Origin of the sequence: Ruminococcus sp. SR1/5, from assembly GCF_000209835.1 — a bacterium.
GTDB classification, from domain to species: Bacteria; Bacillota; Clostridia; order Lachnospirales; family Lachnospiraceae; genus Blautia_A; species Blautia_A fusiformis.
Genome location: NC_021014.1, coordinates 3,455,928 through 3,482,695, shown reverse-complemented (window position 1 = coordinate 3,482,695; position 26,768 = coordinate 3,455,928). Strand labels below are relative to the sequence as shown.

23 protein-coding genes and 1 pseudogene are annotated in these 26,768 nt (G+C 46.3%); 22 read left to right on the top strand and 2 right to left on the bottom strand.

Annotation, left to right across the window (positions count from 1 at the left end; translation table 11 throughout):
• The first annotated feature begins 72 nt into the window (after positions 1 to 72).
• The 12 genes and pseudogenes from CK1_RS17365 (at position 73) to CK1_RS18690 (ending at position 13,066) form a co-directional block, all read left to right on the top strand.
• Positions 73 to 1,056: a rod shape-determining protein gene (locus tag CK1_RS17365; RefSeq protein ID WP_015527433.1), complete on the top strand. Its 984-nt coding sequence runs from the start codon at positions 73 to 75 to the stop codon at positions 1,054 to 1,056.
• Between the two features lie 124 nt (positions 1,057 to 1,180).
• Positions 1,181 to 3,454: an SF1B family DNA helicase RecD2 gene (recD2, locus tag CK1_RS17360; protein WP_015527431.1), complete on the top strand. Its 2,274-nt coding sequence runs from the start codon at positions 1,181 to 1,183 to the stop codon at positions 3,452 to 3,454.
• Positions 3,451 to 3,816 (top strand): double zinc ribbon domain-containing protein, encoded by a 366-nt coding sequence (locus CK1_RS17355; RefSeq protein ID WP_306289037.1) that lies wholly within the window; start codon positions 3,451 to 3,453, stop codon positions 3,814 to 3,816. Before recD2 ends, CK1_RS17355 begins: the two co-directional genes overlap by 4 nt.
• A gap of 34 nt (positions 3,817 to 3,850) precedes the next feature.
• Positions 3,851 to 4,156: a ComF family protein gene (locus tag CK1_RS17350; protein WP_015527430.1), complete on the top strand. Its 306-nt coding sequence runs from the start codon at positions 3,851 to 3,853 to the stop codon at positions 4,154 to 4,156.
• Positions 4,157 to 4,303: 147 nt separating this feature from the next.
• Positions 4,304 to 4,738 (top strand): hypothetical protein, encoded by a 435-nt coding sequence (locus tag CK1_RS17345; protein ID WP_015527429.1) that lies wholly within the window; start codon positions 4,304 to 4,306, stop codon positions 4,736 to 4,738.
• Positions 4,735 to 5,739, top strand: a complete 1,005-nt coding sequence (locus tag CK1_RS17340) for a hypothetical protein (protein WP_015527428.1) — start codon at positions 4,735 to 4,737, stop codon at positions 5,737 to 5,739. The genes CK1_RS17345 and CK1_RS17340 overlap by 4 nt, the downstream gene beginning before the upstream one ends.
• A gap of 146 nt (positions 5,740 to 5,885) precedes the next feature.
• On the top strand, positions 5,886 to 6,770 hold the full coding sequence (cdaA, locus tag CK1_RS17335) for a diadenylate cyclase CdaA (protein ID WP_015527426.1): 885 nt from the start codon (positions 5,886 to 5,888) through the stop codon (positions 6,768 to 6,770).
• Complete coding sequence (locus CK1_RS17330) at positions 6,751 to 8,052, top strand: CdaR family protein (protein WP_015527425.1); 1,302 nt, start codon at positions 6,751 to 6,753, stop codon at positions 8,050 to 8,052. Before cdaA ends, CK1_RS17330 begins: the two co-directional genes overlap by 20 nt.
• A 58-nt stretch (positions 8,053 to 8,110) precedes the next feature.
• Positions 8,111 to 8,374, top strand: a complete 264-nt coding sequence (locus CK1_RS17325) for an HPr family phosphocarrier protein (RefSeq protein ID WP_015527424.1) — start codon at positions 8,111 to 8,113, stop codon at positions 8,372 to 8,374.
• 52 nt (positions 8,375 to 8,426) lie between these two features.
• The gene (locus CK1_RS17320) at positions 8,427 to 11,348 is read left to right on the top strand and encodes a L,D-transpeptidase family protein (protein WP_173740718.1); all 2,922 of its coding nucleotides are present in this window, start codon (positions 8,427 to 8,429) and stop codon (positions 11,346 to 11,348) included.
• A 171-nt stretch (positions 11,349 to 11,519) separates the two neighbouring features.
• Positions 11,520 to 12,220, top strand: a pseudogene (locus CK1_RS17315) (GH25 family lysozyme); the annotation flags it as partial.
• Positions 12,221 to 12,571: 351 nt separating this feature from the next.
• Positions 12,572 to 13,066: an N-acetylmuramoyl-L-alanine amidase family protein gene (locus CK1_RS18690; RefSeq protein ID WP_353611270.1), complete on the top strand. Its 495-nt coding sequence runs from the start codon at positions 12,572 to 12,574 to the stop codon at positions 13,064 to 13,066.
• Positions 13,067 to 13,108: 42 nt separating this feature from the next.
• Here the strand turns inward: CK1_RS18690 and CK1_RS17305 are convergent, their stop codons facing one another.
• Together CK1_RS17305 and CK1_RS17300 are read right to left on the bottom strand one after the other, a co-directional pair.
• On the bottom strand, positions 13,109 to 13,447 hold the full coding sequence (locus CK1_RS17305; RefSeq protein ID WP_015527421.1) for an EamA family transporter: 339 nt from the start codon (positions 13,445 to 13,447) through the stop codon (positions 13,109 to 13,111).
• Positions 13,440 to 13,790 (bottom strand): EamA family transporter, encoded by a 351-nt coding sequence (locus CK1_RS17300; protein WP_015527420.1) that lies wholly within the window; start codon positions 13,788 to 13,790, stop codon positions 13,440 to 13,442. Before CK1_RS17300 ends, CK1_RS17305 begins: the two co-directional genes overlap by 8 nt.
• Positions 13,791 to 13,958: 168 nt before the next feature.
• Here CK1_RS17300 and CK1_RS17295 point away from each other — a divergent pair, with 168 nt between their 5' ends.
• From CK1_RS17295 to CK1_RS17250, 10 genes are all read left to right on the top strand, one after another.
• The gene (locus CK1_RS17295) at positions 13,959 to 14,891 is read left to right on the top strand and encodes a glycosyltransferase family 2 protein (RefSeq protein WP_015527419.1); all 933 of its coding nucleotides are present in this window, start codon (positions 13,959 to 13,961) and stop codon (positions 14,889 to 14,891) included.
• On the top strand, positions 14,891 to 15,055 hold the full coding sequence (locus tag CK1_RS17290) for a hypothetical protein (RefSeq protein ID WP_015527418.1): 165 nt from the start codon (positions 14,891 to 14,893) through the stop codon (positions 15,053 to 15,055). Before CK1_RS17295 ends, CK1_RS17290 begins: the two co-directional genes overlap by 1 nt.
• Positions 15,013 to 15,861 (top strand): hypothetical protein, encoded by an 849-nt coding sequence (locus tag CK1_RS17285; protein ID WP_306289036.1) that lies wholly within the window; start codon positions 15,013 to 15,015, stop codon positions 15,859 to 15,861. The genes CK1_RS17290 and CK1_RS17285 overlap by 43 nt, the downstream gene beginning before the upstream one ends.
• Positions 15,858 to 17,150, top strand: coding sequence for an ATP-grasp domain-containing protein (locus tag CK1_RS17280; RefSeq protein WP_015527416.1), 1,293 nt, complete (start codon positions 15,858 to 15,860; stop codon positions 17,148 to 17,150). Before CK1_RS17285 ends, CK1_RS17280 begins: the two co-directional genes overlap by 4 nt.
• 88 nt (positions 17,151 to 17,238) lie before the next feature.
• Positions 17,239 to 18,369 carry a dTDP-4-amino-4,6-dideoxygalactose transaminase gene (rffA, locus tag CK1_RS17275; RefSeq protein ID WP_015527415.1) on the top strand — a complete coding sequence of 377 codons (1,131 nt, stop codon included), beginning with the start codon at positions 17,239 to 17,241 and terminating at the stop codon, positions 18,367 to 18,369.
• Positions 18,370 to 18,406: 37 nt separating this feature from the next.
• Complete coding sequence (locus tag CK1_RS17270; protein WP_306289035.1) at positions 18,407 to 19,702, top strand: D-alanyl-D-alanine carboxypeptidase family protein; 1,296 nt, start codon at positions 18,407 to 18,409, stop codon at positions 19,700 to 19,702.
• A 27-nt stretch (positions 19,703 to 19,729) separates the two neighbouring features.
• Positions 19,730 to 20,287 (top strand): dTDP-4-dehydrorhamnose 3,5-epimerase, encoded by a 558-nt coding sequence (rfbC, locus tag CK1_RS17265; protein ID WP_015527414.1) that lies wholly within the window; start codon positions 19,730 to 19,732, stop codon positions 20,285 to 20,287.
• Positions 20,288 to 20,298: 11 nt separating this feature from the next.
• Entirely contained in the window at positions 20,299 to 21,105 is an 807-nt protein-coding gene (locus CK1_RS17260; RefSeq protein ID WP_015527413.1) for an ABC transporter permease, read from the top strand.
• A 132-nt stretch (positions 21,106 to 21,237) separates the two neighbouring features.
• A complete protein-coding gene (locus CK1_RS17255; RefSeq protein WP_015527412.1) occupies positions 21,238 to 22,560 on the top strand; it encodes an ABC transporter ATP-binding protein in 1,323 nt (440 codons plus the stop codon).
• Between the two features lie 14 nt (positions 22,561 to 22,574).
• Positions 22,575 to 26,735: a glycosyltransferase gene (locus tag CK1_RS17250; protein ID WP_015527411.1), complete on the top strand. Its 4,161-nt coding sequence runs from the start codon at positions 22,575 to 22,577 to the stop codon at positions 26,733 to 26,735.
• The last annotated feature ends 33 nt before the right edge of the window (positions 26,736 to 26,768 follow it).

Sequence of the window (26,768 nt, the reverse complement as noted above, 5' to 3'; positions counted from 1 at the left end):
GGCACAGACCGGAACAGAATAAGTCATAAATGCGTCAGCATATGAACGTGTATGACGCAGGCGGGAGGATTTATGCCGGCAAAGGATATTGGAATCGATCTGGGAACCAGAAACAGTCTGGTGTTTTCCACAGGCAAGGGAATCGTTTTAAGAGAGCCCTCTGTGGTTGTTTATGATAAAGATACAGAGAAGATCAGAGCAATCGGTGAGGAAGCCAGACAGATGGCAAGCCATCTGACTTCCAATATGGAAGTGATCTGGCCAATCCGAAGAGGTGTGATCGTAGATTATAATGTAATGGAAAAGATGCTGAAATATTTTATTTCACAGGCTATGGGACGGAGAGCGTTCCGGAAACCGAGAGTCAGCATCAGTGTTCCGAGTGGGATCACGGAGATTGAGCGTAAAGCAATTGAGGAAGCTGCCTATCAGTCAGGAGCCAGGGAAGTTTTTCTTGTGGACGAGCCCATCGCTGCTGCTATCGGTGCAGGTGTAGATATCACCAAGCCATTTGGTAATCTGATCGTGGATATCGGTGCAGGGACCACGGATGTTGCGGTCATATCGGTAGGGGGAGTGGTTGTTTCCGCTTCTGTGAAGGTTGCAGGAGATAATTTTGATCATGCGATCATGAATTATGTACGTGAGAAGCACAGCCTCTTTATCGGGGAAGATGCAGCGGAGAATATCAAGATCAAGATCGGAACAGCCAGTGAAGAAGCGGATCTTCGCACGATGGAGGTCAAGGGCAGAAATATCATCACAGGACTTCCGAAGGTGGCAACACTGACATCTGAGGAGATCCGGACCGCTTTGCGGGAAACGACCGGACAGATTGTGGAGACAGTCCATGGCGTTCTTGAGAAAACACCGCCAGAGCTGGCGGCAGATATCATGGACAGAGGAATCGTTCTTACAGGCGGAGGTGCCATGCTGCATGGAATGGATGCATTGATCGAGCAGAAAACAGGAGTCAGCACACTGACGGTACAGGATGCAATGCTTGTAGTGGCTGCAGGAACAGGAAAATATGCGGAAATCATGTCAAGGATGTAAACCGTTATGAGTCGTCCGGACGGCACAGGGTCAGAGAAGAGACTGCCGCAGGAAACTCATACAGATAAGGCGCTGCAGCTGCAGTGCCTTTTGCTGTTATCAGAGGTTTACAGATGGAGAAAAAATGAGTGAGACAGTTACAGGATATATAGATCATGTGATCTTCCGAAATGAAGATAATGGATATACGGTCATGGTACTGAAAGGGATGGAAGAGGAACGGGAACTGACCTGTGTGGGGACATTTCCTGCGATCACCCAGGGGGCTGCCATTGAAGCTTCCGGAAATTATACAACACATCCGGTGTATGGCAAGCAGTTTCAGATAGCCTCCTACGTAGAAAAAATGCCGGAGGATGCACTGGCCATGGAGCGTTATCTGGGTTCCGGTGCGATCAAGGGGATCGGAGCGGCACTGGCAGCCAGGATCGTACGTCGTTTCGGTGATGATACTATGCGTATTGTAGAGGAAGAGCCGGAGCGGCTGGCTGAGATCAAGGGAATCAGCGAAAAAAAGGCCATGGAGATCGCAGAACAGATGACGGAGAAAGCAGATATGCGCCGCGCTATGATCTTTCTCCAGAAATACGGGATATCACTGAATCTCGGCGCAAAGATCTATCAGAAATATGGGCAGACTGTATATGGAGTCCTGCAGGAGAATCCGTATCGCCTTGCAGAGGATATCAGTGGTGTGGGATTCCGTATCGCAGATGAGATCGCTTCCCGGATCGGGATCCATACAGATTCAGATTACAGGATAAGAAGCGGAATGTTGTATACTCTCCTACAGGCTTCAGGAGAAGGCCATATCTATCTCCCGAAGGAGGAACTTTTTTCCAGGGCATCCGGACTTTTGGGAGTAGATTCCTCCTACATGGAAAAACATCTCATGGATATGGTAGTAGACCGGAAACTGATCCTGAAAGAAACAGAAGACGGTGCAGTTGTCTATCCCACACGATATTATTATCTTGAGCTGAATTCAGCCAGAATGCTCTGTGAGCTGAACATCCTCTGCCCGGAAGATGAGGAGATGATGGAGAAACGGATCAACAGGATCGAAAAGGAGACAGGAACCCGGTTAGATGAAATGCAGAAACAGGCAGTGGCGGCAGCTGCCAGTCATGGTCTGTTCATTCTGACCGGCGGGCCGGGAACCGGAAAGACTACAACGATCAATGCGATTATCCGTTATTTTGAAGAGGAAGGCGCTGAGCTGCGGCTTGCAGCTCCCACCGGCCGTGCAGCCAAGCGAATGACAGAGGCTACCGGATACGAGGCTCAGACGATCCACAGACTTCTGGAGCTGAATGGAATGCCGGAGGAAGAGCAGGAAGGCCGTGCAGTTCATTTTGACAGGAATTCGGAGAATCCGCTGGAAGCGGATGTGATCATCATTGATGAGATGTCCATGGTAGATATCGCACTGATGCATTCATTGCTTCTTGCAGTGACAGCAGGGACCAGACTGATCCTGGTAGGTGATGAAAATCAGCTTCCCAGTGTAGGCCCGGGAAATGTTCTGAGGGATATTATCCGCAGCGGCTGTTTTCCGGTAGTAGAGTTGAAAAAGATTTTCCGCCAGGCATCTGAAAGTGATATTGTGGTGAATGCACATAAGATCAACCGGGGCGAGCAGGTGACCATCAATAACAAGAGCCGGGATTTCTTTTTTCTGAAAAGATATGACGCGGACATCATTATCCGTGTGGTGATCGCACTGATCCAGGAGAAGCTTCCGCGTTATGTAGATGCAAAGCCCTATGAGATCCAGGTGCTCACGCCTATGCGTAAGGGACTTTTAGGTGTGGAGCGGCTGAACCAGATACTTCAGAGATATCTGAACCCGCCGGATGAAAAGAAAAAGGAGAAAGAGATCGGACAGCGCCTTTTCCGTGAAGGGGATAAGGTGATGCAGGTGAAGAACAATTACCAGCTGGAGTGGGAAATCCTTGGACGATACAAGATTCCTGTGGATAAAGGTGTGGGCGTGTTTAATGGAGATACCGGTATTATGACGGAGATCAATGAATTTGCGGAAACGGCCACCGTGGAATTTGAGGATGGCAGACAGGCAGAATATTCCTTCAAACAGCTTGAGGAACTGGAACTTGCCTATGCAGTGACCATACATAAGTCCCAGGGCTCAGAATATCCGGCAGTGATCCTTCCGATCCTTTCCGGACCAAGGATGCTGATGAATCGGAATCTTCTGTATACAGCAGTGACCAGAGCCAGAAAATGTGTTACCGTAGTAGGCAGCGAGACCACTTTTGCGGAGATGATCCGTAATGAAAAACAGCAGCAGAGATACAGCTCTCTGGACAGACGGATCCGGGAGCTGGATGAATCTGAACAGAAGGAGAGCGCCATCGGGGAGAAAGGACTTTCTTGAAAAAAACAGCAGATTTTTTACTGGACATGCTTTACCCGAAAAAATGCCCGCTGTGTCATCAGATACTGAAAGAAAAAGACCGGCTGATCTGTCCGGAGTGTTCCGGAAAGGTCAGGCCTATATCCGGTCCCAGGTGTATGAAATGCGGAAGACCGGTAAAAATGGAAGAGGAATACTGTGAAGATTGCCGCAAGGGTGCCCATCATTTTACGGAGGGCAGAAGTATTTTCTGGTACGGAGAGGTCTGGAGACAGTCTCTGGTACGATTTAAGTATTACGGATGTCGGGAATATGGGGATTTTTATGCAAAGGCAATGAGCGTCTTCGGAAAAAATATCTGGAACGGTGGAAGCCTGATCTGATCGTTCCCGTTCCTCTGCATCCCAGAAAAAAAGGATGAGAGGTTTTAACCAGGCAGCATATCTGGCAGAAAGGCTCAGTGTTCTTACGGGGATCCCATGGAATGAGCATCTGGTAAAGAAGATACGAAGCACAAGATCTCAGAAAAAACTTAATGCCATACAGAGGCGTCAGAACCTGAAAAATGCATATCAGGTAACCGAAAAGATCCCGGGTTTTTCTGTACTTGTGGTGGATGATGTATACACAACAGGAAGTACGGCAGATGCCATGGCAATGTGTCTTCTTGAGGCCGGTGCAGAGAAAGTTTATTTTCTGACAATATGCGCAGGAAGGGCATGAAACAGCCGAAAAAACACTTTTCATAGGTATGGAACTATGCTACAATAAATTTGATTGCAGTTAAACAGTATAACTGTATGGAAAGCGTAATGCAGATCATATATCGGGGATTTTCCTGATAAAGAAAGCTTATGAGGAGTTATTTTTATGGTAAATGAAGAAAAAGTGAAGATCATGAACCGTCTGGCCATGTATGAGCATGGAGAAGGCAGGAAGTATCTTCCGGTGAGCAGATATTATCGAAGTGATTATATTGGACTTGCACTGATCAGAAACTTTTTTCTGGTAACGATCGGATATATATTGGGACTTGCAGGCGTTGCCGCATATTTCAGCGAATATCTTATGGATAATGTGAATAAGATTAATCTGGTCGAGGTTGGGATCTATATCATCGTCGGTTATCTGATCGTGCTTGTTGTATATTCGATACTGACCTACATCCAGTATTCTGTGAAATATTTCCGGGCAAAAAAAAGTGTCAGGGAATATTATCAGGATCTTACAAGACTGGAAAAAATCTACGGGCGGGAGGAAAAAAGAAATCCGGTCCGGAGAAATGCAGGAGGACATAGAAAATGACAGCTTTACTTGAGATCAAACAGAATATCAAAAGATTTTACGGACAATATGAAGTATATATACTGCCGGTCCTGAAGTTTGTTCTGGCATTTGCCTATTTTCTCTGGATCAACAGCAATATGGGCTACATGAAACAGCTGGATAATATTTTTGTTGTCCTGATCCTGGCGCTTGTATGTTCGATCCTTCCGGTTTCCGTGATGATGTTTATGGGATTTGCGTTGATGATCGGGCACTGTTATGCAGTCGGGATCGAAACGGCAGGATTTATGCTGCTTCTTATTCTGTTTATGCTGATCCTGTTCCTAAGATTCAGCAGGTCACAGAATCTTGCAATGATCCTTACACCACTTTCCTTCGGATTTGGTGTTCCTGCACTTATGCCGATCGGAGCAGGCCTGCTGGGTAGTGCATTGTCAGCGCTTCCGGCCGGATGCGGTGTTGTGATCTATTATTTTATACGGTTTGTACATGCACAGTCGGCGGCACTCAGTGATCCTGCCGCAGAGATCACAGAAAAACTGAAGCTGATCTCTGACGGACTTGTCCACAACTGGGCAATGTGGATCACAGTGATCGCGTTTGTGGTAGTGATCCTGTTTGTGAACCTTCTGAGAACACGGGCGTTTGATTATGCATGGAGGATCGCTGTCATTGCCGGCGGCGTGATCTATATCCTGGTTATCCTTGCCGGAGATTTCTGCATTAGTATTACGGTAGCCATGGTGCCGATGATCCTGTCCACAGTGATCTCCGTACTGGCAGGATTTGTTCTGGAGTTCTTTGTTTTTGGCGGAGATTACAGCAGAACAGAACGTCTGGAATATGAGGATGATGAGTACTATTACTACGTAAAAGCCGTTCCGAAGGCATCAGTCGCCACTTCTGAGAGAAGCATCAAAAAGATCAATGCGGAGCCGGTAAAAGAAGAAAAAAAGAAGACAATGTTGTGTCTTTCAGTGATGATGTATTTCCTGAGAAGAACGAAATGCATACAGTAAAGATGCCGGATATGTTTTCCGAAAATACAGTAAGTGAGAAACCGCAGGGATTGGACAAGATCGATTTCGAAAAACAGCTGGAGGAATCGCTGAAGGATCTTTAAACAGGAACGATTGGAATAGCTCAGGAAGAAAGGAGGAGACTTATGCAGAATGTGCTGACAGTTGTGGCCGGATATCTGGGGAAGATTTCCCTTCCGGGATTTGGCGTGATAGATATCATTGAGATCGGACTGATTTCCTTTTTTGTATATCAGTTTATGGCATGGATTAAATTTACACGTGCATATACCCTTCTGAAGGGCATTTTGATCGTCCTTGGATTTATCCTGGTCGCATATATCTTCAAAATGAATACGATCCTCTGGATCTTCCGGAACCTGGCTAATGTGCTGGTGATCGGTGTGATCGTAATCTTTCAGCCGGAGCTGAGGAAGGCGCTGGAGCAGCTGGGACAGAAGAAGTTTGTTTCCAACATTATTCCCTTTGATTCCGGCAGGGAAGTGCAGGAGCGTTTCAATGACAAGACTATCAACGAACTGGTAAAGGCCTGTTTTGATATGGGTGAAGTTAAGACCGGAGCACTGATCGTGATCGAGGAAGAGATCCGGCTTGACGAATATGTGAGAACCGGTATCAATATTGACGGTATCCTTACCAGTCAGCTGCTGATCAATATTTTTGAGCATAATACACCTCTTCATGACGGAGCGGTGATCGTGCGTGGGAACCGTGTAGTAGCAGCAACCTGCTATCTGCCTCTTTCAGATAATATGGAACTGAGCAAACAGCTGGGAACAAGACACAGAGCAGGTGTGGGTATCAGCGAAGCTACGGATTCTCTTACGATCATTGTTTCGGAAGAGACAGGACAGGTTTCAGTGGCCAGAGGCGGAGAACTGTCCAGAGGGCTTAACAGCAAGCAGCTTCGTGAAGTACTTGTTTCTGCTCAGAATAAAAAGGTTGTTGACAACGGTAAGCTGAGAAATCTGCTGAAAGGGAGAGTGAAACATGAAGAAAAATCTGACTAAGAACATCCCTTTGAAGATCATGTCGATTATTGTGGGAATCCTGGTGTGGCTGATCGTAGTAAATGTTGATGACCCTATCATTACGAAAGGCTTTGTGATCTCAGATGTGCAGATCATCAACGAAGCTTATGTGGATCAGCTGGGTGAGATGGTCATGCAGGATGACCGTGAAAATTCCGTACGTGTTTATATTACAGGTGATCGGAAGACAGTCAACCGTCTCACCTCAAGTGATATTAAGGCAGTTGCGGATCTGCAGCAGGCCCAGTCTACCGATACAGATCCTGTAATGATTCCCATTACAGCGACCTGCTCCGGGATACTGCCGGAAAACATTAGTGTATCACCGCAGAATCTGAGTGTCCATCTGGAAAAAAAGGTGACCAAAGAATTTGCGATCAATGTTACCAGTGATGACAGCAAGCCGGCACAGGGGCTGGAGATTGCTTCGCTCACCGCAAATCCGGAAAAAGTCCGTATTACAGGACCGGAATCTCTGGTTGGTAAAATAGATAGTGTGAGTGTGGATGTAAGTTCAAAACTTGACGGGATCGATCAGGATACGATGATCACGGACGCAGAACTGACTATCACAGATAAGAATCAGGACACTCTTTCATCAAATTCCATGAGCTATCTGAAATTTGACAACAACGGAAAGGTTAATGTCACGGCAAAGCTCTGGAAGGTGCGTTCTGATATACGGATCAGTGCGGGATATACAGGGGAACCAGCAGAAGGCTATGTTGTGGATAGTGTCACAACAGTACCGGAGACTTTCAGCGTAGCCGGAAGTGAGGAAGCACTGAACAATCTGAAACTTCAGGGAAATACCATTTATCTAGACAATGAGAATGTGGATATTTCAGGAAAGAGCAATGACGTGGAAAAGAAAGTAAACCTGTCAGAACTTCTTCCGGATGGCCTTAAGCTGACATCCGGATCCAGTACGGACCTCTGGATCACAGTCAATATCCTGCCGGAGGGCAGTAAGATATACAGCTTCCCGACAGAGGATATCAAAGTAAAGGGTCTGCCTGATGATCTGCAGCTGGCATTTGAAGTTGCGGATATTGAACTGAAGGTGCAGGCGGAAGACGGAGATCTTTCCCAATTTGATCTGAAGTCGGTAGGAGCAGCACTTTCCATGGATGACTGGGAGGAGGGCAGCTACGAAGTACCGATCAAAATCAGCCTTCCGGAAGGCTACAAGCTGCTGGAGGATGTAACCGCCGAGATCAAAATCTCCAAGGTTTCCAATGTAGACAGCAGTAGTCAGTAAGTAATCACAGCTTTGGACAAGGCTTGAAGGATAAGTAATATAAAGGGAGACAGCAGCAATGTTAAGTTATAAGGTAACGGTCAGGAACCCGTCAGGGCTTCATCTTCGTCCCGCAGGGCTTTTATGCGGCGAGGCAATAAAATACAAATCGTCCATAACATTTCAGTATGCCGGAGGTACAGCGAATGCCAAAAGTGTTCTGAGTGTTCTGGGTGCATGTGTTAAAAGCGGGGATGAGATCACACTGGTCTGCGAGGGTGAGGATGAACAGGCTGCGATAGATGCGCTTGTGGCTCTTATCGAAGGCGGACTGGGCGAATGATACGTAACAGATACAATAATTATTTACAGCAGCATGATCAGGAGGGATTATTGTGAAGAGAAGAGTTGTGGCAATTTTTCTCAGTCTGACATTATGCATGGGCGGAACTCTGGAAGCCGGCGCTGCGGCTTTGGGAAGTACAGACGTGCAGATGGCAGCAGAGACAGCCGGCAATCCGGCTGAGGATGTATTCAGTGATGAAGCGGAAACGACTGTACAGCAGCCGGAGACAGAAGAGGATCAGACAGGTAGTACTGACAGTACAGACAGTTCAGAAGAAACACCTGTTGCACCGGAGAACCCCGCAGAGACACCGGATGTTATAGAAACACCGGAGATTACAGAGACACCGGAAACTACAGAAGCACCGGAGGCTACAGAAGCACCGGATGCGACAACAGAAGACAGTACAGATCCGGGCGATGATTTCAGTGCAGGTGATGCACAGGAGCTGGATGCACCGTCAGCAGATACCGCAGTACAGAACAAAGTAGAGAACAACAAGGCAGAGGAAATTTCTGCTACCGGAGCATCACTGGTAAACGGTGTAGTCGTTGCCAAGACAAGTGACTGGGTTTCTGCAAACGGTTTTTACAGACTCCGCAAAAAGAAGGTTGCTGCATCTGCAGCTCCGGAGGGAAAAGCTTCTGAGGATCCTGCAGAAAGCAGCGAAGAAGAGCAGAAAACAACAGTTGATGAAACAGCTGCAGCAGCACAGGAGGTACAGCAGACTGAAGAGCTTCCGGAAGGTGCAGCAGAGAGTGAGCAGGCTCAGGTACTCCAGAATGAGTCAGCAGAAGGAGAGCAGGAGACTGCAGCAGAAGAAGTTTCTACAGAGGAAGTATCCGCAGCAGAAGCTTCTGCAGAGACAGCATCCGCAGATGTAGTGTCTGCAGAGGAGACATCCGAAGAGACAGCACCCGCAGAAACAGAGACGGCAGTCGAAACATCAGAGAGCGTAGATAACGCAGAGACTCTTGCCCAGGATGAAGGGAACGCTTCTCAGGTATCAGAAACAGGTTCCATCGAAGATAATTATTTTACTGCGCAGGATGGTCTTCTTAAGATCAATACCAACGGACATGTGGGATATTATCTTTTTAATGAAGACGGATATCTGGTAACCGGCCGTATGACCCGTGAGCCAGGTGCAGCAGGTTATACCGGAACACAGAAGACAGAATGGTATTTCCTCGAAAACTCCAAAGCTTCCCTGTATTCGGATTCCACCGGAAAAGCAATCACACCGTGGACATCCAATCTTGGCCAGCAGAAGAGAAATTACTGGTTATGGACAGGAACTGTTTTCCGCTATTATAATTCCCAGGGTGATTACAAATCCATAGAGGCTCAGAACCTTGTAGGCAAGATCAAAAAGATCGGAAATGCTTATTATACACTGATGCGTAACGGAAAACCGCGAACAGGAATCCTGAAGCTGACAACCGGTTCCACAACATATCAGTATTACTTCCAGCCGGCATCAAAGGCAGGAGAGATTCCAGGAAAGCTTTTTTATGGCGGATGGACATATGTTTTAAACAGCAAAAATCAAAAACGTTTTATCTATTGTAGTCCGAAGGCTGCCACACGTGGACAGATCATGAAACATGGAGTTTATGTATCACCTGTAATGTCCAAGAAATATCGATATATGCTGAATGCCAGCGGCTATGTTATGACGAATACAATGGCGAAGGCGCAGAATAACGCATATTATGTTTCAGACAGCAAGGGCCGCATCATTACAAAAAAACTTGTGAAGTATAAAGGCAGCAGATATTATTTCGGAGGCAATGGCCAGAGAGTTTCCTGGAAGAACTGCTGGCATGGCTGCCCGGGTGCATCCAACAAGATTTATTATTTCGGAAGCACAGCAGGAAAAGTTGTTGAAAAATATGGCTGGCAGAAGGTGACCGACGCAAAAGGCCAGTTCTTCGGATGGTTTTACTTTGACAAAAACGGAAACCATTATAAGAGCCAGATGATAACAAACAAGTCCTCCAAAAAGAGCTATTACTTTAATAGCACAGGACAGCTTGCAACAGGAAAAACAAAGATCGGCAAAAAATACTATTTCTTTGCAACATCAGATGCCAATGCGCACAGAGGCTGGATGTACAAGAGTACATTGATCCGTTACCAGAATAAGTGGTATTATGCAGGCGGCAACGGTGTTCTGAAAAAGTCAGGCTGGCAGAAGGTAGGTAAATACTGGTACTATCTGCAGAACTATACCGTTGTGACAAATAAATCCATGAAGCGTGGTTCCGTAAATGGTTATCTGGACAGCCAGGGACGTTTTTCCACCGGCTGGGTGATCGTCAGCGATTACTATGATCAGGTCAAATATATCGATCCGGACAGCGGTTCCAAGTATCTGACCAATACAAGCAGATGGATCGATGGAAAACTGTATTACTTTGATAAGGATGGTTACCGCCGCAATGATGTTTCCAGTATTTACGGAGGACCATATTACCTGGAGGTTGATAAGACCAACGGTGTTATGACTGTATACACAAATAGTAGCAAGACGATTCCTGTTAAGACAATCCGTGTTTCTGTAGGTCTCTCCGGAACACCTACATGGGATGGTACATACAGACTGACCCGCAGTCTGAGATGGCAGCCACTGATGGGACCGTCCTGGGGACAGTATGGAACACATGTTGACGGATGCGGACAGGGAGGAATCTTTATCCATTCCGTAGCCGGATCGACCAGGAGTGTTTATAATCTTCCGGCAGGCGAGTACCTGAAGCTTGGTCAGCCTGCATCTCACGGATGTATCCGTACCTGTGTGGCTGATGCGAAGTGGGTATTTGAGAACTGTAACGGTTCTACGATCCACATTTACAGCAGCGGAAATTACGTTAACAATGAATCCTTCAAGGGACCGTTAGGCCGCAGACCGCTGGCAACCTTCCGTGGAGCCGGAAACTTTGATCCTACAGACCCGGAAGTTCCGTGATCTTTACCGAACAGTACCAGAAAGAAATATATAGAATAACTGAAGACCGATGTTCAGCTGTATGAAGCTGACATCGGTCTTTTTCCATATATGGCTTTACTTTCCATTTTTTCATATGTATAATAAAAGTCATGCACAAATAAACAACATAATTTATGGAAGGAAACTAAAATGAAAAACTGGAAGAAATGGCTGGTGGCAGGCTGTATGGCAGCACTGCTGGGAATCGGAACAATGGGAACTACAGCGATGGCCATGGGCGGCGGAGGCGTAGACCGAAGCGAGGCAGTTGCTGAGGAAGAAAAGGTCCCCAGCGGGAAGGCAACACAGAATTCCAGGGTAAGTTCAAAGGCCTGGAAGAAGATCAACGGTGTCTGCTATAACGGAAGCGGCCAGAAGCTGGAAGGTGCTGTCACACGTGGAATCGATGTTTCTGAGTGGCAGGATACCATCAACTGGAGCCAGGTCAAAAAATCTAATGTAGATTTTGCTTTTGTCAGGATCTCCTATGGTCTGAATCATCTGGATAAGACATATGATTACAACATGAAACAGGCAGAGAAGGCAGGAGTTCCGACAGGAACCTATGTGTACAGCCTTGCGCTGAACACACAGCAGGCACTGAAGGAAGCGCAGCTTGCTATCCGTAAAATGGATGGATATAAAGTATCCTATCCGGTGGTTTATGACATTGAATATGATCAGATGCGCAATCTTTCCGCATCACAGATCGCAGATCTGGCAAAGACCTTCTGCAATGAGGTAAAAAAGCCGGATATCATCCAATGATCTACTGCAATACAGACTGGTATGACAACAAGCTTGACTGGAGCAAGATGACAGGTTATGATGTATGGCTTGCGCGGTATGGTGATACGATTCCGGCTCCTGACAAGAAAAAGTACAAATATACCATCTGGCAGTCCACCGATGGTGACGGTGGCGGATATCTGAATACCACCAAGGGTCTGGTTGCGGGAATCCCGTCTTATTCTACTGTAGATATTGACTTCGGTTATGTTGATTATACCAAGATCATCACATCCAGATGGCATGCACAGACCGGATACAAGGCATCCACCAGACCGGATACCAGCAACTATAAAGGAAAAACCGGCTGGGCAACAGAGAACGGAAAGAAATTTTATTATGTCAATGGTGTCAAAAAATACGGCTGGGTTCAGGTGAAAAATAAGAAATATTATATCCATAAGACCGCAGGAATGTGCCGTTCAAAGCTGATCAGGGATTCCAAGAATATTTCCAGATATGTAGACAAAAATGGAGTCCTTGTGAAAAATACTTGGATCACCTATAAGGAGAAAAAATATTATTTTGACAAAAACGGACATGCATTAAAAGGCATGAAAAAGGTTGGAAAGAACTATTATTATTTTCAGGCCAAATACGGATACATGATGAGACATGTGCGGTACATGAACAGCAGGAATGATGTATATTATTTTGGCGGTGACGGCGTTATGGTCAAAAAGGTATTCTATACATGGAGCGGAAACAATGAAAGCCATACCTATTATTTTGGCTCCAATGGAAAGATGCAGAGAGGCTGGCTCAAACTGGACGGAAAGAGATATTATTTTGATCCGGAAACAGGAATCATGTACAAAAACTGTACTATTGAGAAAAACGGAAAGAGCTATACATTCGATGAAGATGGTGTATACACAACTGTATCCGCAGCAAATAAGAAAAAATAAAAAATGCCGGCAGCGAACATAAAGCTGCCGGCATTTTTATGATCATAAGGTATAAACAAGGATTCCCAGGATGATGATCAGATTTCCGATGATCTTTCCGCGGGAAATCTTTTCTTTCAGGATCCGCCAGGAAAACAGCAGGACAAAAACATAGGCGGCAGTATCAATCACCGGTCCGAATTTCATATCCACTTTGGTGTAGCACCAGGTATTCAGGAGCAACACTCCAAAAAAGATACCATAGGCCAGGATCACCCTCCAGTTCAGATATTCCCGGAGGGGATTTTTGTATTCCATATTGGCACTCTGCTTCAGAAGTACCTGGGAAATTGCCGAAAAAAAGGTTCCTGCCAGCATGATCAGCATAAACGTTCTATTCATATCTCTGCACCATCCAGACTCCGATCAGAACGATCAGGATGCCGATGATGTTCTGAAGCGAAAGATTTTCGTGAAAAATGATCACAGCCCATACCTGGGACCACAGAAGATAGACGCTTTTGTTGGCGTAGGCCGTGGAAAGGGAAAATTTTTTGATCACCTGCTGCCATGCAATGGCGTAGATCCCACAGTTTGCGATCATAAGAAAAAGAAATACATAGAGAAGAGGACTATGAAGCCCTTCTTTATTGTAATAAACCGATGCAAGCTTGGAAAAAACGCTGGTAAGAGAAAACAGCAGGATATTCAGATGAAGCTGAATATAATCTTTGATTTTTGTCATGTTTCCTCCATATCATAAATGCGATTATCATAGACTGATAATCAATATATATCATCCGGCAGGTTTATGCAAGAAAATGTTTGAACAATGTAACGGTTTACAACAGGAAATGAAAATGATAAGATTAAACGATAAGTGTCAATTGATACAAAAGAGAGGAAAAACGATATGTGTTTATATTCAGTGGTTGTTCCTGTATACAATTCAGAACATACGCTGCAGGAACTGTACACCCGTCTGGAAAAAGTATTCCGTGAAACGATAAAAGAAGAATTTGAACTGATCCTTGTAGATGACGGGTCCAGGGACCGGTCTTTTGCGGTTATGCAAGAACTCCGGGAAAAAGATCCCCGTGTCAAGATCATCCAGATGGCAAGGAATTTCGGACAGCATCCTGCGCTTCTGTGCGGATTTGCCCACGCAAAGGGAGAGTTCATCGTAACTATGGATGATGACCTTCAGCATCAGCCTGAGGAGCTCCCCAAAATGATCAATGTAATGAAGGAACGTGACGATGTGGATGTGATCATTGCAAGCTATGAAGGACGTAAGCATAATCTGATCCGGAAGCTGGGCACAAAGCTGTCTGTATGGGCAACTTCCAAAATGCTCGGCAAGGATCCGAACCTTCAGATCACCAGTTATCGACTGATCCGCCGGTTTCTGGTGGAAGCCATGCTGAAGACCAATACATATCTTCCGCAGATCGGAAATCTTCTGGTTTTAAGCTCCAACCGTATCATCAATGTTCCGGTGCAGCATGCAGCACGTGCATATGGAAAGAGCGGATATTCTTTTCGCCGTCTTGTGAAGGATCTCATCTATGATATTACTGCCCATACGGCATTTCCGTTGCTTATGGTGCGAAACATCGGCATTGCCAGTTTTCTGGTAAGCTTTTTACTGGGGATCTATTATCTGGTGAGATATTTTCTGTGCGGGATCTCAGTGGAAGGCTGGACATCTCTGATGCTTGTGATGCTGGCATTTTTCGGACTGACATTGCTTTCAATCGGGATCATCGGTATTTATCTCATGAATATTCTCAATGAGGCCAAAAAGATGCCGCACTATGTGATCCGTCAGGAGGAGACAGACTGATGAAAAAAGAGATCGGCGGCTATCTGGAACTGGAAGAACCGGCGGGACAGGAATACTATCCGGATCTCTGCGGCGTGAATCTCGGAAGAACAGCGCTTTTGTGGCTGATGGAAGCACGCAGGTGCAAAAAGATCTACCTGCCATTTTTCTCTGCGATTCCGTAACCGGTGCCTGTGAGAGGTCCGGGGCAGAAATCGAATTTTATCATATGGATGAAGGGTTGCATCCGGTTCTTGAGGAGAGAACTCTTCCGGAAGGAGAATATCTGTATCTGGTAAATTATTATGGCCAGCTTACCGATGATAAGATCCGGAAATATAAAAAAATCTATGGAAATATCATTGTGGATCATACGCATGCGTTTTTTCAGAAGCCGCTGCCGGGTGTGGACACTCTGTACTCCTGCAGAAAATTTCTCGGAGTCAGTGACGGAGCATATCTGTCTACCGATGCGGAACTGGAACCGGAAAAGAAGCCTCTGGACCATTCCATGGGAAGAATGGAGCATATTCTGGGACGTTATGAATATGATGCCGGAACCTTCTATCAGAAAATGCTGGATAATGCAGCAAATTATCATGAGATGGAGATCCGCCGAATGTCCCGTCTGACCGGAAACCTCCTCAGGACTATGGATTATTCCGGTATCAAAGCAAGAAGAGAACAGAACTACCGTCTGCTGTCGCAGCTTCTTCCTTCAAGGAATGCTTTTACAGGGGAGGTGCCGGAGGGACCGTTTGCCTATCCGTATTATCATAAGAACGGATTGGAGCTTCGACACTGGCTGGCAGGCCGGAAGATTTTTGTACCGACAAACTGGCGCAATATCCTGGAAGAATTTGACAGGGATACCATGGAATATGACTGGGCTGCCAATGTGCTGCCGCTTCCCTGTGACCAGAGATACGGGGCAGAAGAAATGCAGTATATCGCGGATTCCATAAGAGAATGGGAGGAAACGGAATCATGAAACACAGATTGCTGATACTGGGAACGTTGGGAGAATTTGAGCAGCTGGTGCAGAAGGCCCGCGAAAAAGGATACTACACCATTGTCTGTGACGGATATCCGGATGGTCCGGCAAGAAAATTTGCAGATGAGGCATTTCAGATCCCGGTAACAGATACGGAACGGATCGCCTGTCTCTGCCGAGAAAAAGAGATCGATGGGATCATCACATCCTTTTCCGACCTTCTTCTGGAATGTATGGTAAAGATCGCGGACCGGGCAGGAATCCCCTGTTATCTGAAACCGGAGCAGCTTCCCTGGTATCGTGATAAATCAGCGACCAGAGCACTGCTTACTGAACTGGGACTTCCCACTCCGGGCTTTCGAAAAATCCCGATCGCATATTTTAAAGACAGGTCCAAAAGAACTCAGCTGAAAGAGCTGCTTGAGGGACTTCGCTATCCGGTGGTCAGCAAGCCACTGGATAAATACGGCTCCCGCGGGATCTATATATCCGAAGATCTGGAGGAGCTGATAAACGGGGCAGAAAAAACAGCAGGATTTTCTGATATGCCGGAGATTTTGGTGGAAGAATATAACGATGGCTATGAATTCAATATGATGACCTGGGTGCGGCATGGAAAAGTCCATGTGATCAGTATTGCAGACCGTGAAAAGACATTTGTTGCCAAAGGTGAGATCCCCATCAGCACAAGAAATGTGTATCCTTCCAGATTATTGTCAAAAGTTGAAAAGCCTGCCACAGAACTTCTTCAGGCATATGCGGACAGAACCGGTCAGAAAGACGGAGCCCTTTCCATGCAGTTTTTCTGGAAGCCGGGAGAAGGTATCCAGGTCTGCGAGATCGCCGCACGATTTTTCGGATATGAGCATGAATTGACCGATATGGTCTATGGCTTTAATATGGAAGAGCTTCTTCTTGCATCTCTCTATGATCCGGATAAACTGGAAAAAATGCTTGCAGAACACGATGTTCATAAACCACAGTGCTGTGGAGCTGTCATTTATTTTCAGGGAAGGCTTCTTACCATCGAAGATCAGTCTGCGGCAGTCCGGCTGGGAGAGAAAGAACAGGTGGAAAAGCCCTGGATCTTTTATCAGGAAGGAGAGAAGGTCATTGAGCATGGCCCTAATCCGTATCTGGCATTATATTATGTAAAAACAGAGAATCGTAAGGAAATGGATCTTCTCACAGAAGAGTTTTATGAGGAAATGCATATTCTGGATCCCAACGGCCAGGAGGTGGCATACCATAATCAGATCCCGGATTATGCACCGGCAGAAAAATAGGCATTGAATTTACAACATGAGTGTGAGAAAATGAAATGTGCAGTTAATGTAGAAAAACCATGAAGAATAAGAAATAAAGAGGAAATACATGATTGATTTTAACAGACCTGCGTTTACAGGTAAGGAATTTGAGTACATCCGTGACGCAGTAGAACGGGGAATGCTCTGCGGCGACGGGATCTACACGAAGAAATGTTCTGCATGGATGGAAGAGCGCTTTCATGTGGGTCATGTGATGCTGACAACCTCCTGTACCCATGCACTGGAGATGGCTGCTTTTCTGGCAGATATCCAGCCTGGCGATGAGGTGATCATGCCGTCTTATACTTTTGTATCAACGGCAGATGCATTTGTGCTTCGCGGTGCAAGGATCGTATTTGTGGATATCCGGCCGGATACCATGAATATTGACGAGAAGCTGATCGAACAGGCGATCACAGATAAGACCCGCGCAATCGTTCCGGTCCATTATGCAGGAGTAGCCTGCGAGATGGATACGATCATGGAGATTGCTGGAAGACATGATCTGAAGGTAGTGGAAGACGCGGCCCAGGGTGTGGATGCCTACTATAAGGGAAAAGCCCTTGGTACCATTGGAGATTTTGGCTGCTACAGCTTCCATGAGACTAAGAACTATACCATGGGAGAGGGCGGTGCGATCCTGTTCAACGGGGATCAGTACCTGGAGAAGGCAGAGATCCTGAGAGAAAAAGGAACGGACCGCAGTAAGTTTTTCCGTGGTCAGGTAGATAAATACCGCTGGATGGATTATGGATCATCCTATCTTCCGAGCGAATTGAATGCGGCATATCTTTATGCCCAGCTGGAGCAGCATAAGAAGATCAGCGATAAGCGGATGCAGATCTATGATTTTTACAATGAGAACCTCAGGTTTCTGGCGGAGGAAGGAAAGATCCAGCAGCCTTATGTACCGGAAGAATGCACACATAATGCACATATGTACTACATTAAGGTACATGATATCCAGGTACGCACAAGGCTTCTGAAATATCTCCGCGAAAAGGATATCTGCAGTGTGTTCCATTATGTACCCCTTCATTCCGCACCGGCAGGAAAAAAATTCGGAAGATTTTCCGGAGAAGATGTTTATACTACAAAAGAAAGCGAGCGTCTTATGCGACTGCCCATGTTCTATAATCTGGATATGGAGGATGCGAAGAGAGTTGTGGATGCGATTGCTTCCTTTGACGGGTTTTGACAGAAGAAGGGGAGAGCTATGAAAAAATAAAAAATTATTGGCAGTTTTCGCAGCAGTCGGTGTGGCGCTGATGCTGCCGTTACAGACCATGGCTGCAGTGGATCTGAATGCGAAATATGATATCAGCACCAACCAGATCCAGGGATGGCCGGCAGGACCGGATATTACCTCAGATACCGGTATCCTGATGGATGCAGACACAGGAGTTGTTCTTTATAACAAGGGCGGAGATGAACAGAGATATCCGGCCAGCATTACCAAGATCATGACCTTGCTGGTGGCAGTGGAGAACTCCACCATGGATGAGAAGGTGACCTTTACAGAGACCGGGGTGCGTAATGTTACGGCAGATTCCAGTAATATCGGCACACAGGTGGGCGAAGTCCTGACTATGGAGGATTGTCTTCATGCTCTGATCATCCAGTCTGCCAATGACGTTGCGGCACAGATCGCAGAGCATATCGGCGGGACAGAGCAGGCATTTATCGATATGATGAACCAGCGCGCCAGTGAGATCGGATGTACCAATACACATTTTGCAAATTCCAGTGGACTTCCGGATGATAATCATTATTCTTCAGCACGGGATATGGCGCTGATCTTCCGAGAAGGCTTGAAAAATGAAACATTCCGTACGGTTGTGGGCACACCGGACTATATCATCCAGCCTACAAATATGAACAGCCAGCAGAGAATCCTGCATACCCATCATCCTATGTTTGCACCGGAAAGCGGATTTTACTATGAAGGCTGCATTGGCGGAAAAACCGGAACTACCGTTGCGGCAGGGCATACACTTGTCACAGGAGTGACCAGAGATAATACCACATATATTGCAGTGACCATGCGTGGAACAGAGCTTTCTAATTCCTGCATGGACAGTACAGCTATGTTCAATTACGCATTTGAGAATTTCACAAAAACAGAAGTAAATGGCGGCTATGTATTCCTTCCAAAAGGGGTGGAGCTGAATTCCCTTACCGAGAAGTCAGAGAATACCAATGGGAAAACAGAAACCGGTTACTATTTCGGAGATTATCTGATCGGTACCGCAAGTGTTGCACAGGCAACTGATACACCGGTACCGGAACCGACCGCTGCGGCAGAGGACAGCCAGGAAGCGGACAGCTCCGGATCGGAAGCTTCCACAGAAGTAGCAGAGGAAGATAACAGCAAAACAACAGAGAAGAGTACAGCCGGAGAGGACACCAGCGAAAAAAAGAGCATTCCCGCCCTGCGTAAGATCCTTCTTATGATCATGGCAGCGATGATCCTGATCCTGATCGCCCTTCTTGCGGCTCTCAGAATAAAAGAAAAGAAACATCACAAATAAATCAAAACAGAAAAGGAGAAAGAAAAAATGGGAAAAATAAAAGTAACACAGTGCGGAGATATTGAAGGACTGAAAGTGATCGAGCCAACTGTATTTGGTGATTCCAGAGGATATTTCATGGAAACATACAATTATAACGATTTCAAGGAAGCAGGCATTGATGTGGAATTCGTTCAGGATAATCAGTCCAGCTCCCGTTACGGTGTTCTCCGCGGACTTCATTTCCAGATCAGCTATCCCCAGGATAAACTGGTACGTGTGGTAAACGGAGAAGTGTTTGATGTTGCGGTTGACCTTCGTGAAGGCTCCAAGACCTTTGGAAAATGGTATGGTGTAGTCCTTTCCGCAGAAAACAAGAAACAGTTCTTTATTCCTAAGGGATTTGCTCATGGCTTCCTGGTACTTTCCGAGAATGCAGAGTTCACTTACAAGTGCTCTGATTTCTATCATCCAAACGATGAGGGCGGACTGATCTGGAATGACAAGGACATTAACGTTGAGTGGCCGATCCCGGAAGGCATGGAGCTTATTTTCTCCGACAAGGATCAGAAGTGGGGAAGCTTCGAGGAATATAAGAATCGATAAGGAATTGCAGAATGAAGAAAATATTAGCTTTGCCGGCAGAGCTGTACCAGAATCGAAAGCTGGTTTTAAGCCTTGCAAAAAATGATTTCAAAACAAAATATGCAGGATCCTATCTTGGCATTGTCTGGGCATTCATCCAGCCTATCGTAACGATCCTGGTCTACTGGTTTGTATTTTCCGTAGGACTGAAGGCCGGAACGGTATCGGATTATCCTTTTGTACTCTATCTGGTATCCGGTATCGTGCCGTGGTTTTTCTTCCAGGATGCATTAAACGGTGGAACCAATGCCCTGATCGAATACAATTATCTTGTGAAGAAGGTTGTATTCAAGATCAGCATCCTTCCTATCGTAAAGATCATCTCCGCACTTTTCGTGCATGTTTTCTTTGTGGCCTTTGCACTGATCTTATGTGCATGCTACGGATATACACCAAGCCTTTATACATTGCAGATCATTTATTACTCTGTCTGCACCTTCCTTTTTGTACTGGGACTTGTGTATGCTACAAGTGCGATCGTCATTTTTTTCCGTGATCTGACCCAGATCATCAGTATTTTTCTTCAGGTGGGTGTATGGCTTACACCGATCATGTGGGATATCAATATGCTTTCTTCACATCCATGGCTGATCAAGCTGTTTAAGCTGAATCCGATGTACTATGTAGTTACGGGCTACCGTGATTCCATGCTTGGTCATATCGGGATCTGGAACCATGCTTCATGGACGATCTATTTCTGGGTAGTTACGATCCTGCTTTTCGGACTGGGATCTGTGATATTCAAACGTCTGAAGCCGCATTTTGCAGATGTGCTTTAATTGAATGCGGATGGCGGATATCCGCCTGATCCGGACCGGACAGTTCCCATGGGGGATTTGCTCTGTAAGGATAAAAAGCAGAACGGCGGCAGATTGTGAGAGTGAACGATTTACACAAAAGTGAGGTTGAAAATGGCAGAAGATATTGCGATTTCAGTAAATGATGTCAGTAAGATGTACAAGCTTTACGATAATCCTATGGATCGTCTTAAGGAGTCCCTGGGATTATCCAGAAAAAAGAAATATAAAGAGCATTATGCGCTCAACCATGTATCCTTTCAGGTGCATAAGGGAGAAACAGTGGGAATTATCGGAACAAATGGTTCCGGTAAATCCACGATCCTGAAGATCATCACCGGCGTACTTTCGCCCACGGCCGGGGAAATAGCCGTAAACGGAAGGATCTCAGCGCTTCTGGAGCTGGGAGCCGGATTTAACGGAGAATATTCCGGACTTGAAAATGTATATCTCAACGGAAGCATGATCGGTTTTTCCAGGGAAGAGATCGATGCCAAGCTGCAGTTTATTCTTGATTTTGCAGATATCGGTGATTTTATCTATCAGCCGGTAAAAACATATTCCAGTGGTATGTTCGTGCGTCTGGCTTTTGCGGTAGCTATCAATATCGATCCGGAGATCCTGATCGTTGATGAGGCTCTTTCCGTGGGAGATGTATTTTTCCAGGCAAAATGTTACCGGAAGTTCGAAGAGTTCAAGGAAATGGGGAAGACTATTCTGTTTGTAAGCCATGACCTGAGCAGCATCGGAAAATACTGTGACCGTGTTGTGCTTTTAAACAAAGGTGAGAAGCTTGCAGAGGGTGGTGCCAAGGAGATGGTCAATCTTTACCGTCGTGTGCTGGTCAATCAGTATGACGATGCAGATCTGGAAGAAAACACAGACGATGCAGAAGAGGGACAGACGACGGAGAACCAGGCAGCCGGAGCAGACGTTTCACTGAAAGCACATACCGGAAGCGGTAAAGCTATGAAGGACAGCCTGAACCTGAATCCCAAGGTCTTGGAATACGGCAGTAAGCTTGGCGAGATCGTGGATTTTGCCATCCGGGATGATACAGGTATGATCACCAATGTGATCGAAAAAGGCAAGGAATTTTCCGTTCAGATGAAAGTGAAGTTCCAGGCAGATGTCAGCGATCCGATCTTTGCATTTACCCTGAAAGATCTGAAAGGCACTGAGATCACAGGAACCAATACCATGTATGAACATACGCCTCTGAAACCGCAGAAGGCAGGCGATGTCCGTGAGATCACCTTCAAACAGGTGATGCCTCTGGAGGCAGGGGAATATATGCTGTGTCTGGGCTGCACCGGATATAAAGACGGCGATTTTACCGTATTTCATCGTCTTTACGATGTGTGTAACCTGACTGTGATCACAGATAAGAAAGCAGTGGGATATTTTGATCTGTTTTCCAAAGTATCTGTGAAATAAGTGGAGGAACGACTATGGCGGAGTTGAATTTAGATTATTATACGGCGAAGGATCATTATTCCGATGGGGATATCGAGGAAACACTTCTGAAAATGGCACAGGAAGGCAAATCTTTTGAAAACCTGCCGGAGGAAGAGGTGAGTTTTCCAATGGTCTACCATTTTTCAGGGCTGCGGGAGAATATCTTAAGCTGGTATCCTCTGAAAAAGGCGGATTCCGTTCTGGAGATCGGAGCCGGATGCGGAGCCATTACCGGAATGCTTTGCCGCAAGGCCGGTCATGTGACTTCCGTGGAGCTTTCCAAACGTCGGGCAGATATCAATTATGCGAGAAACAGGGATAAGGAAAATCTGACGATCATGGTTGGAAACCTGAATGACATGACTTTTCCGGAAAAATTCGACTATGTGGTAGTAAACGGTGTGCTGGAGTATGCCATGAGCTTTACCGAGGGAAAAACTCCTTACGAGACATTTCTTCAGCGTATGGGCGCTTATCTGAAGCCGGAGGGAAGACTTCTGATCGCCATTGAGAACAGACTGGGATTGAAGTACTTTGCCGGAGCACCGGAGGATCACACAGATCTTCATTTTTTCGGGATCAATGGATATCCGGGAAATCAGTCTGTGCGCACCTTTTCCAAGAATGAACTGGGAGAGCTGCTGGAAAACAGCGGCTTTCCTTTTCTGCGCTTTTACTACCCGTATCCGGATTATAAATTTCCGACAGAGATTTTTACAGATGAGAGCCTTTATACCAATTCCTACGGAAGAAGCTATCCTGTATACACAGATAAGACAGCAGATCTTTTTGCAGAAAGTGAAGGCGTAAAGGCCTTCGAAAAAGAGAAGATCCTGGACAGCTTTGTGAATTCTTTTCTTGTGGAGGCAGGACGTACCGAAAACCGGAACCCGGAGGAAATCCTTTATGTGAAGCTGAACCAGGAGCGAAAAGAAAAGTTCCGTCTTCTGACCAGGATCGTCCGGGAGAACGGAGAGGTCCGTGCGGAAAAAGAGGCTATGGTGCCCCAGGCTGAGGAATTTGTGGAAAAACTGGAAAAAACCGGAACAGAGAGTACCGGATCCGATAAATACAAGAATCTTCCCTGCAGGGCAGAAAACGGAAAGATCTCTTATCCGCTCCTTACTGGAAAAACTCTTCATCAGGAAATCGCAGAGCTTGCCTATAAAGAAGATCTTGAAGAGATCAAGGCCCTTCTTAAAAAATTCTATCAGGAATTTTTCGGGGCTCGTCAGGCTGCGGATTACAGGACCGGAGAGTTCCGCGAGGTATTTGGTGATCATCCGGGAAGAGAGGATTACGAATGTGTCTGCCCGGCCAATGTGGACCTGATCTGCAGCAACATCTTTATGGGAGAAAAGGAAAACCAGATCATAGATTATGAGTGGATGTTTGATTTCCCTGTGCCTGTGAATTTTATCATGTGGCGCCTGATCCATGAACTGTATACACATGTTTCTGAGCTGTCGCGGTTATGTCATGAGGATGAGATGATGGCGGAGTTTGACATCAGCTATACAGACTATGAGATATTTATGGATTGGACCATGCATTTCGTCTATGAGTATGTGGGCTGTGGTTCCCTGATCCCGTTTGAACAGAAAAAGGTGCCGGTTTCCGTAACAGAGCTGGTGAACAGAGAAAGAGAAAAGCACCAGATGCACAGCAAGATATACTATGATCTTGGTGAGGGATTCTGTGAAGAGCATACTCTTTATGCAGAGGGAAAACTTTCCGGAAACCGTTTCCGGGTAGAGTTTGCGCTTTCCGGTATCAAAGGAATACGAAATCTCCGCTGGAATCCCGCAAACGGTCATTTCCTGAAAGTGAGGATAGAGCGTCTGGATTGTGGATGCAGCGCGGAGCTTGTGCCTCAGGGTGTCCATATGAAGGTGGATAACAGTACCACTGCGTTTTTTACCACCGATGGCTTTTATCTTATCGATGTTACACACCCGGAAAATGTGGACAGGATCGTAATAGAGGGAAAACTTGACTGCCTTGAGCTTCCGGATGTGGAAAAGCTTCTGGCCTTTGAAAAAGAGCGGGAAGTACGCAGAGAACAGGAGCGTGTCAGAAAAGAGGCTGAACGTGCCGCAAAGCAGGCAGCAGAGGAAGCAACCCGTGCGCAGGAAGAGGCCCTTCGTCATCCAGGCAAAAAAGCGCGGGTAAAGAAACTGGTCAAAAAGGTTCTTCGTTATCATACAGAGCCGGCAGCAGTGATGGGAGTGGAGACAACTCCTACCTGTATGGGCAGTGTTGATTTCTTCCATTATGAGAATGGCACCTTAAATGCCATTGGCTGGGCCTTTGATCCGACGTTTGCGTCTATGGGACAGCCAAGGATCGTATTTTATCAGGGAACACAGAAGCTTCAGGAGGCTTCCTGTACTACGATCTACCGTACGGATGTGGCTAATGCCATTGGAAATCCGGATGCGGAAAGTGCCGGATTTTCTTTCCTGGCAACGGTTCTTGCGCCGGCAGAGACTTCTGTTTTCCTGGAATACGGAACCGCAGCGGATACCGGAAGATTCCTTATCGGAAAGATCCCGGGAACCAGGGATCAGAAAGAGCTTCTGGTATACGCGATCGAAGATCCGAAGAGTATCGGAAATCTCCGTCATTTCAAACAGCGTCATATACGCAGTGCGAGAAAGGCATATCCACAGGCAGTCTATCAGCAGAAGGTGGATGTGATCGTGCCGGTTTACAACGGACTGGAGTATTTTGATGCCCTGTTTTCCGGAATTGAAAAGACAAAGGTTCCATATCGTCTGATCCTTGTAAATGATAAGAGCCCGGATCCTGAGGTAGGAAACTATCTGGAAAAATATGCCGCAGAGCATGACAATGTGGTACTTCTGAATAATGAGACCAATATGGGTTTTCTTCCGTCTGTAAACCGTGGATTAAAGATGGCGGAAAATCATGTGGCTCTTGTAAATACAGATGTGGAGGTTCCGGAAGAGTGGCTGGAGCGCCTGATGCTTCCGATCTTTGCAAAGGAAAACATTGCAACCACTACACCGTTTACCACCTGCGGAACCATCTGCAGCTTCCCGGATTTCTGCCGGGATAACAAACTGTTTGAGGGAATGCCGCTGTGGGAGATCGATGATGAATTCCGCATGATCCGTCCGCAGTATCCGGCTATGCCTACCGGTGTGGGCTTCTGCATGGGTATGAACCTGAAAGCGATCCAGGAGGTTGGCCTTCTGGATGAGGAGAATTTCGGAAAAGGCTACGGTGAGGAGAATGACTGGTGCCAGCGTGCCATAGCTGCAGGCTATGAGAACGTGCATGTGGATAACCTGTTTGTATATCACAAGCATGGTGGAAGCTTCCCGTCTGAGGAAAAGCAGAGACTTCTGAAAGAGCACAGTGAGGCGCTGCTCCGCAAGCATCCGGATTACAACAAGGATACTGCGGATTACTGCAGAAGAGACCCGCTTCGTCCGGTAAGACTCTACGTGGAAATGAAGCTTCTCAACAGGAAGCTGGATGTGCCTACCATTGTGGCCTTTGACCATGATCTTGGCGGCGGTGCAACGGCTTATCTTGTGGAAAAAAGACGTCTGGCTCTGCGGGAAGGATACCGTTTTGTGACCATCCGCTATAATATCGTAAGCAATCGTTTTTACTTTACGTATCAGTATAAGCAGTATGAGATGGAATTTTTTGCAAATGATCTGGAAACTGCCCTTGGTGAGCTGATGCGTGTGGATGAGATCTGGATCAACGAGCTTGTGACCTATCAGAATCTTTACGGAACCCTGGAACGTATCCTGCGTCTTAAGAGAGAGCAGGGTGCGAAGCTCCTTATGCTTCTTCATGATTTCTTTGCCCTTTGCCCGGCAGTGAATCTGATTGATGCAGAAGGAAAATATTGTGGTGTTCCATCCTGTGAGGTCTGCGATAAATGTATTCCGGATAACCGCAGCAATGCCTGCACAGAATACGGAACCGGAACGCTCTGGCGTACAAAATTCCGGGAATTTCTGTCAAACTGTGATGAGATCCGTGCATTTTCCGATGATACGGCAAGGCTGTTCAAGCGTGCTTATCCGGATGTATACAATCTTCATGTGATCCCGCATGCACCCCATTACCTTCCGGCAGTGAAAAAAATAAAAAACCACAGAGACCTTTAACATTGGTCTTATCGGCGTACTCTGCTACAAAAA